The 16,930-nt window shown below is 76.4% G+C and carries 1 protein-coding gene; it reads right to left on the reverse strand.

All coding sequences use genetic code 11. The annotated features are described in order from the left end of the window. Nucleotides 1–26: 26 nt before the first annotated feature. On the reverse strand, nucleotides 27–16,856 hold the full coding sequence (locus ABZ923_RS19840; protein WP_361473238.1) for a type I polyketide synthase: 16,830 nt from the start codon (nucleotides 16,854–16,856) through the stop codon (nucleotides 27–29). Nucleotides 16,857–16,930 lie beyond the last annotated feature (74 nt).

Below are 16,930 nucleotides of genomic sequence, written 5' to 3' on the forward strand. Positions count from 1 at the left end.
TCCGTGGTGCGTCCGCTGTCATGGGGTCAGCTCGTCCTGCCCAGAGCACGCTGCACGAGATCGGCAACGTCCATGGCGTCGATCAGGGTCTCGTCGTCCTCGGCCGGGGCCGCCGCTGCGGGCTCCCCGGACGCCGGGGCGTCCTCGGTGTCCACGAGGCCGAGCAGGGTGTCCAGGACGCCGGCGTCCCTGAACCGGGCGAGGGGGACGGTGGCGAGGGCCCGCCTGAGGTCGTCCTCCCGCCCGTCGAGCCCGTCGTCGGCGTCCCGCAGGAGTTCGGAGCGCAGGTAGCCGACGAGGGCGTCCGGCGTGGGGTAGTCGAAGATGAGGGTGGCGGGCAGCCGCAGGCCGGTCGCCACGTGCAGGCTGTTGCGCAGGTTGACGGCGGCGAGCGAGTCGAAGCCGACCTCCTGGAAGGCCTGGAGTGCTCCGATGCTCTCGGCGCCGCTGTGGCCGAGGACCGTGGCGGCGTGGCCGCACACCAGCCGGAGCAGGATGCGGTTCTGCTCGGCCTCGGGGACGTCGCGCAGGGAGTCCACGAGGCCGGCGGTGGTGTCACCGTTCTCGGTGTCCGGCTGGGTGGCCCGCAGTGCGGCCTGCGCTTCGGGCAGGTCGGCGAAGAGCGGGCCGGGCCGTACCGAGGTGAACGCCGGGATGAAGGCGTCCCAGTCCATGTCGACGACCGTGACGGCCTTCTCCTGGGCCTGGACGGCCTGTTCGAAGGCGGTGACGGCGATCGGCGGCGCCATCGGCAGCACACCGCGCCGGCGCAGCTGGGTGAGGGTGTCCTCGTCCATGCCGACGCCGATCTCGTCCAGGGCGCCCCAGGCGATCGCGGTGGCCGGGTGTCCCTGGCCGCGGCGCCACTCCACGAGGGCGTCGAGGACGGCGTTGGCCGCGCCGGACAGTCCCTGCCCGCCACCGCCCCAGATGCCGGCGATGGAGGAGAACACCACGAACGCGTCGAGGGGGGTGTCGGCGAACCGTTCGGCGAGCCAGCGGGCGGTGTCGACCTTGGCGGCGAACACCTCGGTGAGTTCGGGTACGCCGGTGTCGTCCACGGAGCTGGTCCGGGCGATGTCGGCGCTGTGCACGACGGCGGTCAGCGGCTGGTCCGCCGGGGTGTCGGCGAGGAGGCGTTCGATCGCGGTCCGGTCGGTGTCGGCGCACGCCTCGACGGTGGTGCCGGTGCCGAGCGCGGCCACGTCGGCGGTGAGCGAGGCGAGGGCGTCCTCGGGTGCGCCGGCCGTGGTGGTGACGAGGAGCCGGCGGGCGCCGGACCGGGCGAGCCACAGGGAGGCGTGCCGGCCGAGGCCCTCGGCGCCGCCGGTCACCAGGACGGTGCCGGCGGGCTGCCAGCCGGTGCCGGCGGCCGGGTCGGGGGCGGCCTTGCGCAGCAGCCTGCGGGTGTGCACACCGGACCGGCGCACGGCCAGCTGGTCGTCGTCACCGGGGTGGCCGAGCGCGCCGAGCAGATGGCGGACGGCGCGGCTGTCGAGGGTGGCGGGCAGGTCGATCAGCCCGCCCCAGCGGTCGCCGCGCTCCAGTGCGGCGGCCCGGCCGATGCCCCACACGGCGGCCTGGGCCGGTGCGGTGACGGTGTCCTGGATGCCGGTGTTCACGGCGCCGCGGGTCAGGCACCACAGGGGCTGTGCGGCCCCGGCGTCGCCCAGCGCCTGCACCAGCGCGAGGGTGGCCGCGGTCAGCGGGACGGGGTCCTGCGGGCCGTGTGCGCCGCCCGGGTCGAGCGCGAGCAGCGACAGCACGCCGGTCACGTCGTGTTCGGCGAGGAGGGCCGACAGGCGTTCGCCGAGCCGGGCGCGGCCGGCGTCGGCCGCGGCGACCTCCAGCAGGACCAGGTCGAGGCCCTGTGCGGTGAGTTCGCGCAGCAGCGCGTCCGGCGGCGAGTCCGCGGGCCGGTCGGCCGGTACGACGGCCAGCCAGGTGCCGCCGGGGACGCCGGTGCCCTCCTGGTCGAGGGGGCGCCAGGTGACGTGGTAGCGCAGTTTCCCGGCCGCCGACCGCTCGCGCCGCCGGCCCCGCCAGTCGGCGAGCACGGGGACGACCGTGCGCAGCGCCTCGCGCTGCTCGGCCGCGGCCAGGTCGAGGAGGTGGGCGAGGGAGTCGGCGTCGGCCTGTTCGACGGCGGTCCAGAAGTCCGTCTCGGCGCCCTCGGCGGCGGGCGCGGTGTCCGTGCCGGTCTCCGCCTCCCGCAGCCAGTAGTGCTGCCGGTCGAAGGCGTACGTCGGCAGGTCCACCGGGGCGTCCTGGGCCTCGGCGGGCAGGACGCCCGTCCAGTCGACGGCCACGCCCCTGACGAACAGTTCGGCCATCGAGGCGAGCAGCCGCCGCGGTCCGCCCTCCTCGCGCCGCAGCGAACCGGTGGCGACGGCACGGAGCCGGACGCTGTCGTCCGCGGCCTGGTCGAAGATCTCGTTCACGGGCTGGAGGAGGACGGGGTGGGCGCTGGACTCGACGAACACCGTGTGGCCTTCGGCGAGCAGGGCGGAGATCGCCGGGCCGAAGCGGACCTGGCCGCGCAGGTTGCGGTACCAGTAGTCGCCGTCGAGGACGCCCGCCTCGCGCACCCACTCCCCGGTGACCGTGGAGAAGAACGGCACCAGCGGTGCCTGGCTGCGGATGTCGGCGAACGCCTTCCCCAACGCCTGCTCGATCGCCTCGACATGGCGGGTGTGGGAGGCGTAGTCCACCGCGACCCGGCGCACGCGCACACCGTCGACCTCCAGCCCGGCGAGCGCCTCGTCCAGCGCCTCGGCGTCACCGGCGACCACGACGGACGACGGCCCGTTGACGGCGGCCACCTCCACTCGGCCGTCCCAGGCGGTGATCCGCTCGGCCGCTTCGGTCGCGGAGAGCGCCACCGAGGCCATGCCGCCCCGGCCCGCCAGCTCCCCGGCGATCACCTGGCTGCGCACGGCCACGATCCGCGCCGCGTCCTCCAGCGACAGCGCACCGGCCACACACGCGGCCGCGATCTCGCCCTGCGAGTGGCCGACCACCGCGTCCGGCACGACACCGACGGACGCCCACACGGCGGCCAGGGCCACGTTCACGGCGAAGCTCGCCGGCTGCACGACGTCCACCCGGTCCAGCAGGTCGACGTCCCCGCGCAGGACGGCCCCCAGGTCCCAGTCCACCCAGGGCTCCAGGGCCCGGGCGCACTCGGTGATCCGCTCGGCGAACACCGGGGAGGACTCCAGCAGCTCCCGGCCCATTCCGCGCCACTGCGAGCCCTGGCCGGGGAAGACGAGCACGGTCTTGCCGGGGCCGCCGGAACCGGCGACGGTTCCGGTCACCAGCAGCGGGCTGCTCTCGCCCCGGGCCAGCGCGCCCAGCCCGGCCTGCGCCTCCTCACGGGAACCGGCGACGACCACGGCCCGCTCGGACAGCAGGGCCCGCCGGGCGACGAGCGCGCCCGCGACCTCGGCCGGGGCGGCCGGCGTGGCACCGGCGAACGCGGCCAGGCGCCCGGCCTGCGCGGCGAGGGCGGCCGTACTGCGGGCCGACACCACCAGCGGTACGACACCGGCGGGCACCGTCGGCCGGGCCGCCGGTCCGGCGTCGGGCGCCTCCTCCAGGATGACGTGCGCGTTGGTGCCGCTCGCGCCGAACGAGGAGACGGCGGCCCGGCGGGGCCGGCCGGCCCGGGTCCACTCACGGGCCTCGGTGAGAAGTTCGACCGCGCCCGCGGACCAGTCCGCCTGCGGGGTGGGCTCGGCGACGTTCAGGGTGGGCGGCAGGACGCCGTGCCGCATCGCCTCCACCATCTTGATGACACCGGCGACACCGGCGGCGGCCTGCGTGTGCCCGATGTTCGACTTCACCGAGCCCAGCCACAGCGGCTCCTCGCGGTCCTGGCCGTAGGTGGCCAGCAGCGCCTGGATCTCGATCGGGTCGCCGAGGACGGTGCCGGTGCCGTGGCCCTCCACCGCGTCCACGTCGGCGGGCCGCAGTCCGGCGGAGGCCAGCGCGCTCAGGATCACCCGCTGCTGGGACGGGCCGTTGGGGGCGGTCAGGCCGTTGGAGGCGCCGTCCTGGTTGACCGCGCTGCCGCGCAGCACCGCGAGCACCCGGTGGCCGTTGCGCCGCGCCTCGGACAGCCGCTCCAGCAGGACCACGCCGACGCCCTCGGCCCAGCCGGTGCCGTCGGCGGTGGACGAGTACGCCTTGCAGCGGCCGTCGGCGGACAGGCCGCGCTGCCGGGAGAACTCCAGGAAGGCGTCCGGGGTGGCCATGACGGTGGCGCCGCCGGCGAGCGCGAGGGAGCACTCGCCGCCCCGCAGCGCCTGCGCCGCGAGGTGCATGGCGACCAGGGAGGAGGAGCAGGCGGTGTCCACGGTCACCGCGGGGCCCTCGAAGCCGAAGACGTACGACACCCGGCCCGAGGCCACGCTGGCGGCCGTACCGGTCATGGTGTAGCCCTGCACGTCCTCGGGGACCTGGCGCAGCCGGGTCACGTAATCGTGGTGGACGATGCCGGTGAACACGCCGACGTCCTGGCCGCGGGTGGACAGCGGGTCGATGCCGGCCCGTTCCATGGCCTCCCAGGAGGTCTCCAGCAGCAGCCGCTGCTGCGGGTCCATGGCGAGGGCCTCGCGCGGCGAGATGCCGAACAGCTGGGCGTCGAACCGGGCGGCGTCGTGCAGGAAGCCGCCCGCCCGGGTGTAGCTGGTGCCGGGGTGGGCCGGGTCGGGGTGGTAGAGCCGGTCGATGTCCCAGTCGCGGTCGGTGGGGAACCCGGAGATGGCGTCGCGCCGGTCCATCACGAGCTGCCAGAGGTCCTCGGGGCTGTTGACGCCGCCGGGCAGCCTGCTGCTCATGGCGATGATGGCGATCGGCTCGTCGGGGTCCGCCGTGCCGCGCCGGACCGGTGCGGGCGCCTGACGGCGGGTGCCGAGGAGTTCGCCGCGCAGGTGGTCGGCGAGCAGCGCCGGGGTGGGATGGTCGAAGACCAGGCTGCTGGGCAGGCTGACGCCGGTGAAGTCGTGGAGCCGGTTGCGGAGTTTGACGGCGGTGAGCGAGTCGAAGCCGAGGTTCTTGAACGGCTGGGCCTCGTCGAAGTCGTCGGTGTCCCGGTGGCCGAGGACGACCGCGGCGCTCTCCCGGACCATGTCCAGCAGGATCCGGCGCTGTTCGGCGTCGGCGAGGCCGGTCAGCCGGGCCGCCAGTTCGTTTCCGTCGGCGGCCGGTTCCCGGCGGATGACGCGCCGGGCGGGGGCGGAGCCGGGGGTGGTCGCGAGGGGAGCGGCCTGCGGGACGGTGTCCTCGCCGGCGGTGAACGCGACCGGGCCGAGCAGGGCCACGGGCCGGCCCTCGGGGTCGGCCAGCTCGACCAGGTGCCGTCCGCCGCCGGCCGGGGTGACGCGCACCCGCAGCTCGGTGGCGCCCACCGCGTAAACGGCGAGGGTGGCGCACTCGGTCGGCGAGACGCCGCCCGAGGCCTCGGCCGCGATCCGCAGGGCGGTGTCGAGGAGCACCGGGTGCACGGTGAACCCCTCGGCCTGGTCGGCGAGGTCGGCGGGCAGGGCGAGGTCGGCGAGGATGTGGCCGTCCTGCCGCCACAGGCCGCGCACCCCGTCCGGGGCGCCGGCTTCGGCGGGCTCCTCCGGCCAGGCGCGCAGGTCGACGGCGTGCCGCGGGACGCCGGGCACCAGGGCGGCCCGGGCGTGCCGGAGCCACGGTTCGCCTTCCTGCCCGGCCGGCCGGCTGTGCACGGTGACGGCGCGTGTCCCGTCGGGGCCGGGCGCGTCCACGAAGACGCGGAGCTGGAGGTCGCCGTGCGCGGGGACGGCGAGGGGCGCGTCGACGGTGATCCGCTCGACGGTGCCGCCGCCGGCCTCGTCGCCGGCCCGGACCAGCAGCTCCAGCAGGACACCGGCCGGGAGGGGCCCCTCGGTGCCGGGGAGCAGGCCGGGGCCGCGGCCGGACAGCCGGCCGGTGAGGACGACGCCGGTGCCGCCGTGCTCGCCGGGGACCTCCACGACGCCGCCCAGCAGCGGGTGGCCGGCGGACCGGGCGCCGAGCGCCTCGGCGTCGGTGGCGGTGCCGCCGTCCACCCAGTACCGCTGGTGCTGGAAGGCGTAGGTGGGCAGTTCGGGGCCGACGGCCGGGCCGGGGCGGCCGAGGACGGCGGTCCAGTCGACCGGGACGCCCCGCACGTGCAGTTCGGCGAGCGCGGTGCGCACGGCGGTGTCCTCGGAGGTGTCGCGGCGCAGGGTGGTGACGCAGCCGCGGGTGTCCGGGCCGAGCGTGCCGAGGGCCATGGCGCTCAGCACGCCGCCGGGGCCGAGTTCGAGGTGGGTGACGGCGCCCTGGTCGCGCAGGGTGGTGACGGCGTCGGCGAACCGCACGGCGTGCCGGGCCTGGTCGACCCAGTACTCGGGGGTGGCGAGCAGCCCGTCCTCGGCGAGTTCGCCGGTGAGCGTGGAGACGACCGGGATCGTGCCGGGCCGGTAGCGGAGCCGGGCGGCGACGGCGCGCAGCTCGTCGAGCATCGGCTCCATCAGCGCGGAGTGGAAGGCGTGGCTGACGGACAGCCGGCGGGTGCGGTGGCCGTCCCCGGCGAGGCGCCCGGCGACGGCGACGACGGCGTCCTCGGCGCCGGACAGGACCAGGGCCCGCGGCCCGTTGACCGCCGCGATCCCGACGACGCCCGGGGTCTGGGCGAGCAGCGGCGCCACCTCGTCCTCGGCCGCCTCCACGGCGATCATCGCGCCGCCCTCGGGCAGGGCCTGCATCAACCGGCCGCGGGCGGCGACCAGTTCACCGGCGTCCGCGAGGTCCAGGATGCCGGCGGCGTGCGCGGCGGCGATCTCGCCCACCGAGTGGCCGGCGAGCAGGCCGGGCCGGACACCCCAGGAGGCGAACAGCCGGAACAGCGCGGTCTCCAGGGCGAACAGCGCGGCCTGGGTGTAGAGGGTCTGGTCGAGCAGGGCGGCCGGTGCGGTGCCGGGCTCGGCGAACACCACGTCCTTCAGGGGGTGTTCGAGGCCGTCCAGGTGCCGTTCCACGGCGGCGCAGGCGGCGTCGAACGCGTCGCGGAACACCGGGTGGTCGGCGGCGAGTTCGCGGCCCATGCCGGCCCACTGGCTGCCCTGCCCGGTGAACAGGAAGGCGAGCTTGCCGTCGGCGGGGCCGCCGGTGACGGTGTCCGCGCCGGCGGTGCCCTCGGCGAGCGCGCGCAGGGCCTCGGTGAGCGCCTCCCGGCCGGCGGCCAGGACGACCGCGCGGTGGTCGAGGTGGGCGCGGGCGGTGCCCAGCGCGTACGCCGTGGCGGCGAGCGGGGTGCCGGTGCGGTCCGTCACCCAGTCCGCGAGCCGGGCGGCCTGTCCGCGCAGCCCGGCGGCGGTGCGGGCGGAGAGGGGGAAGAGGAGGGGGGTGCCGTCGTCGGCGGCCGGACCGGTGCCGTCCGTCCGCGCGGCCTCGGGGGCCGGCGCGGCCTCGGGGGCCTGTTCCAGGACCAGGTGGGCGTTGGTGCCGCCGATGCCGAAGGCGGAGACGCCGGCCCGGCGCGGGCGGCCGGTCTCGGGCCAGTCGCGTGCCGCGGTGAGCACCTCGACCGCGCCCGCCGACCAGTCGACGTGGGTGGAAGGCCGGTCGACGTGCAGGGTGCGGGGCAGCAGGCCGTGTCGCATCGCCATGACCATCTTGATGACGCCGGCGACGCCGGCCGCGGCCTGGGTGTGCCCGAGGTTGGACTTCACCGAGCCGATCCAGAGCGGCTCGTCGCGGTCCTGGCCGTAGGTGGCGAGCAGGGCCTGCGCTTCGATCGGGTCGCCGAGGACCGTGCCCGTGCCGTGCGCCTCGACCGCGTCGACGTCCGCCGGTGCCAGCCCGGCGCCGGCCAGCGCCTTGCGGATGACCCGCTGCTGCGAGGGACCGTTCGGGGCGGTCAGGCCGTTGGACGCGCCGTCCTGGTTGACCGCGCTGCCCCGGATCACGGCGAGCACCTGGTGCCCCTGCCGCTCGGCCTCCGAGAGCCGTTCGACGAGGAGCACGCCCACGCCCTCGGACCAGCCGGTGCCGTCCGCGCCGTCCGCGAACGCCTTGCACCGCCCGTCGGGGGCCAGTCCGCGCTGCCGGGAGAACTCGACGAACGTCTCCACGTTGCCCATCACCATCACACCGCCGGCGAGCGCCATGGAGCACTCCCCGTTGCGCAGCGCCTGCGCGGCCAGGTGCAGGGCGACCAGGGAGGAGGAGCAGGCGGTGTCGATGGTGACGGCCGGGCCCTCGAAGCCGAAGTGGTAGGCGACGCGGCCCGACACGACGCTGCCGGAGCCGCCGGTGAGGCGGAAGCCCTCGGTGTCGGTCGCGTGGTGCATCCGTACGGTGTAGTCGTGGCTGTTGACGCCGACGAAGACGCCGACGTCCCGGCCGCCCAGACCGGTGGGGTCGATCGCGGCGCGTTCGAACGCCTCCCAGGACGTCTCCAGCAGCAGCCGCTGCTGCGGGTCCATGGCGAGGGCCTCGTTCGGGGAGATGCCGAAGAAGGCGGCGTCGAAGCCGGGCGCGTCGTCGAGGAACGCGCCGTGCCGCACATAGGTGGTGCCGGCCTTGTCGGGGTCGGCGTCGTAGAGCCGGTCGATGTCCCAGCCGCGGTCGTCGGGGAACTCGGTGACGGCGTCGACCCCGTCGGCCACGACCCGCCACAGGTCCTCGGGGCTGTGCACCCCGGCGGGGAAGCGGCAGGCCATCGCGACGATCGCGATCGGCTCGTCGGCCGCGGCGGGACCCGAGGCGGGCACGGGCGCGGCGGCCGCGGGGGCGGTGTCGCCGGTGAGCCGGGCCCGCAGGTGCTCGGCGAGCGCGGTCGGCTTCGGGTAGTCGAAGACGACGGCCGAGGGCAGCGTGAGACCGGTGGCGGTCGCCAGCCGGTTGCGCAGCTCCACCGCGGTCAGCGAGTCGAACCCGGCGTCCTTGAAGGCCCGGTCGGCGCGGACGGCGTCGGCGGTGCCGTGGCCGAGCACGTCGGCGGCGTTGCGCCGGACCAGGTCCAGCAGCAGCGCCGACTGGGCGGCCGGGTCCAGGGTGGTCACGCGGTCGCGCAGGCTGCCCTGGTCGGCGGTGCCGGCGGCGCGGGCCAGCGAGCGCGGCGCGGGCGCCAGGCCCCGCAGCAGCGGTGCCACGGGCGCGGTGCGGGCCGCCGCGCGCAGCGCCGGCAGGTCCAGTTTGGCGGCCACCAGGGCGGCGGGCAGTGTGGTACCGGGCCGCAGGGCGAGGTCCAGCAGCGCCATGCCCTCGGCCTCCGACAGCGCGGCCATGCCGAGCCGCCGGTTGCGGTGCAGGTCGGCGGCGCCCAGGTGCCGGGTCATCCCGCTGGCCCGCTCCCAGTAGCCCCAGGCCAGCGAGGTCCCGGGCAGCCCCTGGGTGCGGCGCCGCAGGGCGAGCGCGTCCAGGGCGGCGTTGGCGGCGGCGTAGTTGGCCTGGCCCGGGTTGCCGAAGACGTTCGCGGCCGAGGAGAACAGGACGAACGCGGCGAGGTCGCGGTCCCGGGTCAGCTCGTCCAGCAGCAGGGCCGCGTCCAGCTTGGGCCGCAGGACGGCGTCGACGCGGTCCGGGGTGAGCGCGGTGACCACGCCGTCGTCCAGGACACCGGCGGTGTGCAGGACGGCGGTCAGCGGATGCGCGTCGGGTACGGCGTCCAGGACGGCCGTCAGCTGGTCGCGGTCGGCGGTGTCGCAGGCGACGACCGTGACGGTGGCGCCCAGCGCGGTCAGTTCCTCGGTCAGCGGGGCCGCGCCGTCCGCCGCGGGGCCCTGCCGGCTGACCAGGAGCAGCCGGCGGACGCCGTGCCCGGTGACCAGGTGCCGGGCGGTCAGCGCGCCGAGCGTGCCGGTGCCGCCGGTGATCAGCACGGTCCCGTCGGGATCGAGTGCCCGGCCCGGCCGCGCGCCACCGCTCTCCCCCGCCGGCACCGCGGCCCGGGCCAGCCGCGGCACGTGGGCGCCCGCGGCCCCGACGCGCACCACCGGTTCGCCGCAGGCGAGCAGGCCGGGCAGCGCGGCCCGGACCACCGCGCCGGCGTCCTGCCCCTCGCCAGGGTCCGCGCACTCGGCCAGCACGATCCGGCCGGGATGCTCGGACTGCGCGGACCGCACCAGCCCCCGTACGGCGGCGGTGGCGAGGTCCGTGCCGTCAGCGCCGGCCGCCACGACCAACCGGGTGCGCTCCAGGGCGGGTTCGGCCAGCCACGCCTGGAGGACGGCGAGCGCGGCGGCGAGCGCGGAACGCGGCTCGGTCACCGCGGGGTCGAGGACGTACAGCAGCGCTTCCGCGTCCGCCGCACCGGCGGTGACGTCCCGCGCGGTCCGCACGGTGACGACGGACGGCGTACCGTCACCCGTCGGCAGCGGCAGCTCCGTCCAGTCGACCTGGAACAGCGCGTCGTGGGTGAGCGCCTCGGCGAGTCCGGCGCGCACCGGGTCGAACGGTGCGGCCAGCACCGCGTCGACGGAGAGCACGGGCCGCCCCGCCGGGTCGGTCAGATCGAGCCGGGTGCCCTCTCTCTGCGCCCCCGCCGAGCGCACGGTGACGGCACTCGCGCCGGCCGCGTGCAGACCGACCCCGCGCCAGGTGGCCGCCAGCGTCCCGGCGGGCAGCGCCGTCCGCACGGCCGCGTCGAGCAGGGTGGGGTGGAGGCCGTACCGGTCGGCGTCCCCGGCGGCCTCGCCGAGGGCCACCTCGACGCCGGGCCCGTCGGCCGGCCGGTCGTCCCCGGCCTCGGGCGAGGGCGCGAGCGTGCCGTGCGCGTGCCGCGTCCAGGCGGCGTCCAGCGCGGAGTCGTCCGCCCGCGAGTACACCTCGACCGTACGCCGCCCGGTGCCGTCGGCCGCACCGACGACGGTCTGCACGCCCCGGCCGCCCCGCACCGGCAGCACCACCGGCCGGTCGACGGTCAGCTCCTCCACGACCGGCACGCCGGCCTCGTCACCGAGCCGGACCGCCAGCTCCACCAGGGCCGCGTTCGGCACCAGCACCGCGTCGTCCCCGACGAGGTGCTCGGCCAGCCACGGCTGCGACCGCAGGGACCACCGCGAGGTCGCCATGAACCCGCCGGAGTCGGGCCGCCCGACGACCGCACCGAGCAGGGGATGATCGGCGCCGGCCTGCCCGAGGGCGGCCGCGTCCGCCGCGGGGGCCGGCTCCAGCCAGTAGTGCCGGCGGTCGAAGGCGTACGTCGGCAGGTCCAGGTGAGCATCGCCGGCACCCTGGGGAAGCACGCCGGTCCAGTCGACGGGGACGCCCTTGACGAAGACCTCGGCGATGGACGTCAACAGCCTGCGCAGGCCGCCTTCTTCGCGGCGCAGGGAACCGGTGACGACGGCCTCGGATCCGGTCTCGTCCACGATCTCGTTGACCGGCTGGACGAGGACCGGATGGGCGCTGGACTCGACGAACACCGAGTGGCCCTCGGCAAGGAGAGCGGCGATGGCCGGTCCGAAGCGGACCTGGCTGCGGAGGTTGCGATACCAGTAACCGCCGTCCAGGACGCCCGCCTCGCGCACCCACTCCCCGGTGACCGTGGAGAAGAACGGCACCATGGGCGCCTGGCTGCGGATGTCCGCGAACGCCTCGCCCAGCGCGCCCTCGATCGCCTCGACATGGCGGGTGTGGGAGGCGTAGTCCACCGCGACCCGGCGCACGCGCACCCCGTCGGCCTCCAGCGCGGCCAGCGCCTCGTCCAACGCCTCGGCATCACCGGCAATCACCACGGAAGAGGGACTGTTGACGGCGGCGACCTCAACTCGGCCGTCCCACCTAGTGATCCGCTCAGCAGCCTCCCCTTCAGGCAGCGCCACCGAGGCCATACCACCCCGGCCCGCAAGCCCACCCGCGATCACCTGACTGCGCACGGCCACGATCCGCGCCGCATCCTCCAGCGACAGCGCACCGGCCACACACGCAGCAGCGATCTCGCCCTGCGAGTGCCCGACCACCGCATCCGGCACGACCCCGACGGACGCCCACACCGCGGCCAGACCCACCATCACCGCGAAACTCGCCGGCTGCACCACATCGACCCGCGCCAGCAGATCGACGTCACCGCGCAGGACGGCCATCAAGTCCCAGTCCACCCATGGCTCCAGAGCCCGGGCACACTCGGCGATCCGCTCCGAGAACACCGGCGAGGACTCCAGCAACTCCCGGCCCATGCCCAGCCACTGCGAACCCTGCCCCGGAAACACCAGCACCGTCCGCCCAGACACCCCCGCGGACCCGACCACCAGCCCGGCGGCCGACTCATCCCGGGCGAGCGCCCCGAGCCCCGCCACCGCCTCCTCCCGGGACCCGGCGACGATCACGGCCCGCTCGGACAGCACCGCCCGCCGGGCCAGCGTCCCCGCGATCTCGGCCGGCAACGCGTCCGTGTCCCCTGCGAAGGCCGCCAGTCGCTCCGCCTGCGCGGTCAGCGAGCCCGGCGACGCCGCCGACACCACCAGCGGGACCACACCGTCGTACGCCTCGGGCGCGGTGGCCGGCTCCTCCGGCACCTGTTCGAGGATCACGTGGGCGTTGGTGCCGCTGACGCCGAACGAGGACACGCCGGCCCGGCGCGGTCGCCCGGTCTCCGGCCACTGCCGGGACTCCGTGAGGAGTTCGACCGCGCCCGCGGACCAGTCGACCTGGGAGGAGGGCGCGTCGACGTGCAGGGTGGCGGGCAGGACGCCGTGCCGCAGCGCCTGGACCATCTTGATGACGCCGGCGACACCGGCGGCGGCCTGTGTGTGGCCGATGTTGGACTTCAAGGAGCCCAGCCAGAGCGGCTGTTGGCGGTCGCGGCCGTAGGTGGCGAGGAGGGCCTGCGCCTCGATCGGGTCGCCGAGCGTGGTTCCGGTGCCGTGGCCCTCCACGGCGTCGACGTCGGCCGGGGTCAGCCCGGCGTCGGCCAGGGCCTTGCGGATGACGCGCTGCTGGGAGGGGCCGCTCGGGGCGGTGAGGCCGTTGGAGGCGCCGTCCTGGTTGACCGCGCTGCCCCGGACCACGGCGAGCACGCGGTGCCCGTGGCGCCGGGCCTCCGAGAGCCGCTCCAGGACGAGTACGCCCGCGCCCTCGGCCCAGCCGGTGCCGTCGGCGGCGTCGGCGTACGACTTGCAGCGGCCGTCGGCGGCCAGCGCCCGCTGCCGGGAGAACTCCACGAAGGTGCCCGGGGTGGCCATGACGGTGGCACCGCCGGCCAGCGCCATCGAGCACTCCCCGCGGCGCAGGGCCTGGGCGGCCAGGTGGAGCGCGACCAGGGAGGAGGAGCAGGCGGTGTCCACGGTCACCGCGGGGCCTTCGAGGCCGAAGACGTAGGAGATCCGGCCGGAGGCCACGCTGGAGGCGGTGCCGGTGGTGACGAAGCCTTCGAGCTCCGCGGGGAGCCGGCCCCCGGAGCCGTAGCCCTGGCCCATGACTCCGGCGAACACGCCGACGTCCGTGCCCTTCAGGGCGTGCGGGTCGATGCCCGCGCGTTCCAGGGCCTCCCAGGAGGTTTCGAGGAGCAGTCGCTGCTGGGGGTCCATGGCCAGCGCCTCGCGCGGCGAGATGCCGAAGAAGCCCGCGTCGAACCGGCCGGCGTCCGGCAGGAATCCGCCCTGGTCGACGTAGGAGGTGCCGGGCTTCTCCGGGTCGGGGTCGAACAGGCCGTCGAGGTCCCAGCCGCGGTCGGTCGGGAAGTCCGAGACGGCGTCCCGGCCCGCGGCCAGCAACCGCCACAGTTCGTCCGGGGTGTCGACACCGCCGGGGAGCCGGCAGGCCATGCCGACGATGGCGATGGGTTCCTGCGGGTCCGTGTCCGCGGCCGGCCGTTCGGGGGCGGCCGTGGTGTCGGCCAGGCCGAGGACGGCGGCGCGCAGGTGGGCGGCCAGCTCCCGCGGGGTCGGGTGGTCGAAGGTGACGGTGGTGGGCAGGCGCAGCCCGGTGTGCTCGGTCAGCCGGTCGCGCAGGGCGACCACGGCGACGGAGGTCAGGCCCAGGTCGCGGAAGGCGCGGTCGGCCGGGAGCGGGGCCGCGTCGGGGCCGTGCAGGACGGTGGCCGCCTGTTCGCTGACCAGGCCTTCCAGGAGGGCTCGTTGGGCTCGCTCGTCCAGGTCGGCGAGGCGGGCGCGCAGGGCGGCGGTGACGGTCGCGTCGGGGCGGACCTGCCGGGCCGGCGGTTCGGCCAGGGCGCGGAGGAGCGCGGGGACCGGCCGGGACGGGTCGGGCAGGGCCGGGCGCGGGGCGAAGAGGGCCGGGGCCCCGCCGGCGAGGAGCACGTCGAACGCGGCGAGCAGGTCGGCGAGTCGGTCCGCGTCCCCGTCGGGCGCCCAGGTCAGGGTGGCGGCGGCCGGGCCCCGCAGCCGGCGGGTGTGCGTGACCGCCTCGGTGACGGCGGCGCGCACCGCGCGGTCCGGGTCGCCGGGGGCGCCCAGGGTCGCGGAGCCGTCGGTGACGGTGATGAACTCGTCGGTTTCGTCAAGGAGTTCGTCCAGGGTGCGGGCCAGGGCCGGGTCGTCGGCGGTGTGCACCACGGCGCCGATCGGGTGGGCGTCCGCCAGGGCGGCGGCCAGGCCGGGCCCGTCGGCGGCGACGCCGCGGGTCTCGGTGCCGGCGGGCCAGGCGTCGGGGTCGGTGCGGTCGTCCGTGCCGGGCGCGTGGACGAGGAGCAGGCGGGCGACCCCGTGCACGCCGGCGAGGTGGTGGGCGAGCGCGGCACCGGCGGGCGTGTCCGTGCCGGTGACGACGACGGTTCCGGTGCCGGTGAGGGCGGCGGCGGGGCGGGGCCGGCCGTCCACGGGGGTGCGCAGCAGCCTGGGGACCAGCAACCGACCGTCACGGACGGCGAGTTGGGGTTCGCCGGAGCTGACGGCGGCGAGCAGGGTCTGCGGGTCCGGGCCGTCGGTGTCGAGGTCGACGACGGTCAGTTCCCGGTGCCCGTCCGCCTGGAGCGACCGTACGGCGGCCCACAGCGCGGCGCCGACCGGGTCGGGCGCGGTGTCGCCGGCGGGTGTGGCGTGCCGGGTGAGGACGACCAGCGGTCCGGGGGTGTCGCCGCCGGTCACGTGCTCGGTGAGGAGGCGGGCCTGGACGAGGGGGTCGGCGGAGGCGGGCGGCGGCAGCAGGACGGTGAGCCCGGGGGCGGTGCCGGCAGCGGACGCCAGGTCGGGGTGGTTTTCCGCGGGGACCCCGGCGGCGCGCAGGGCGGCGGCGAGTCGGGTGGTGTCCTCGCCGGCCACGGCGCACCCGGCCGGGCGGGCGCCGTCGCCGGTGCCGGCCGGTGCCGGGAGCCACGCGGGGGTCAGCAGGGCGTCGTGGTGGCCGTCGGCCGTGTGGAGCGGCCAGTACGGCTGGGCGGCGAGCAGCCGGCGGACGATCTTCCCGGAGGCGGTGCGCGGGACGGCGGCGACCTCGTGGATCCGCTCGGGGATCTTGTAGGCGGAGAGCCGGGCGCGGCAGTGGGCGAGGACGGCGGCGAGGTCGATGCCGTCGGGTCCGGGGACCAGCCAGGCGACCGGCACCTCGCCCAGGGTGTCGTGGGCGGCCCCGGCCACGCCCGCGTCGGCGACCCCGGGCGCGGTGCGCAGGACCGCCTCGACCTCGTCGGGGTGGATGTTCTCGCCGCCGCGGATGATCAGGTCCTTGAGCCGGCCGCAGACGGTGAAGTAGCCGGCCTCGTCCCGGCGGGCCAGGTCGCCGGTGCGGAACCAGCCGTCGCGCAGCGCGGCCCGGGTGGCCTCGGGGCTGTTGTGGTAGCCGACCATGACGTTGGGGCCGCTGACCCAGACCTCGCCCTCCTGTCCGGCGGGCACGTCGCGTCCGGTCTCCGGGTCGACGATGCGGACGTCGACACCCGGTACGGGCAGCCCGCAGGAGCCCTCGACGCGGGCGCCGTCCGGCGGGTTCATGGTGATCGCGCCGCAGGTCTCGGTGGAGCCGTAGGCGTCGACCAGCGGGACGCCGAAGGTCTCCTCGAAGGAGCGGCGCAGCTCGGAGCCGGTGACGGCGCCGCCGACGAGTCCGATGCGCAGGTCGGGCAGGGACAGGCCGGTGCGGCGGGCGGTGGCGACGAGGTGGTGGTAGGTGGTGGGGACGCCGGCGAGGAAGGTGGCCCGCTCGGTGCGGAGCAGGTCGAGGACGTCGTCGGCGGAGCTGCCGTCCGTGAGGCGGGCGGTGGCGCCGACGGAGGTCACGGACAGCACGCAGGCGATGTGGGACAGGCTGTGGAAGAGCGGCAGCGGCCACAGCACCCGGTCGTCGGGGCGCAGGTCCGGGATGGGGACGTAGCTGGCGGCGACCGACCAGAGGCAGTTGCGCTGGGTGGACAGCACGCCCTTGGGGCGCCCGGTGGTGCCGGACGTGTAGAACATCCAGGCCACCTCGTCCAGGCCGAGGTCGTCGGGGGCGGGCGTGCCGGGGTCGGTGGCCGCGAGGTCCTCGTAGGCGTGGGCGCCCGGCGGCACCTCAGTGGTGCCGGCGACCACGACGGTGGTGTCCGGGGCGGTGTCCGACACCACCTGAAGAAACGTCACTGCGCTGCTTGCCTCGGCGAGCACGAACCGCGCCCCGCTGTCGGCGAGGAGGTACTCCAGCTCGGCGGGCGCGGACCGCGGGTTCACCGGCACGCCGACGCCGCCGGCCCGCACGACCGCGAGGTACCCCTCCACCATCGCGACGGAGTTGCCGAGGCAGAGCGCCACCCGGTCGCCGCGGCGCAGCCCGAGGCGGACGAGGTGGCCGGCGAGCCGCCGCGTCCGCACCTCCAGCCCCGCGTAGGTGACCGCGCGCCGGCCGTCGGCGAAGGCGACCTTCTCCGGGATGCGGAGAGCGTGCTCGTGCAGCGTGACCGCAAGCGGTGTGACCAGGTCGGAACGCACGCCTCGGACTCCTTCCACAGGGCGGCAGCGGGTACGGGGAGCAGCAGGTCGGGGGGGTTTCCGGGCGCGGCGCA

Source organism: Streptomyces sp. NPDC046881, assembly GCF_040645015.1.
Taxonomy (GTDB): domain Bacteria; phylum Actinomycetota; class Actinomycetes; order Streptomycetales; family Streptomycetaceae; genus Streptomyces.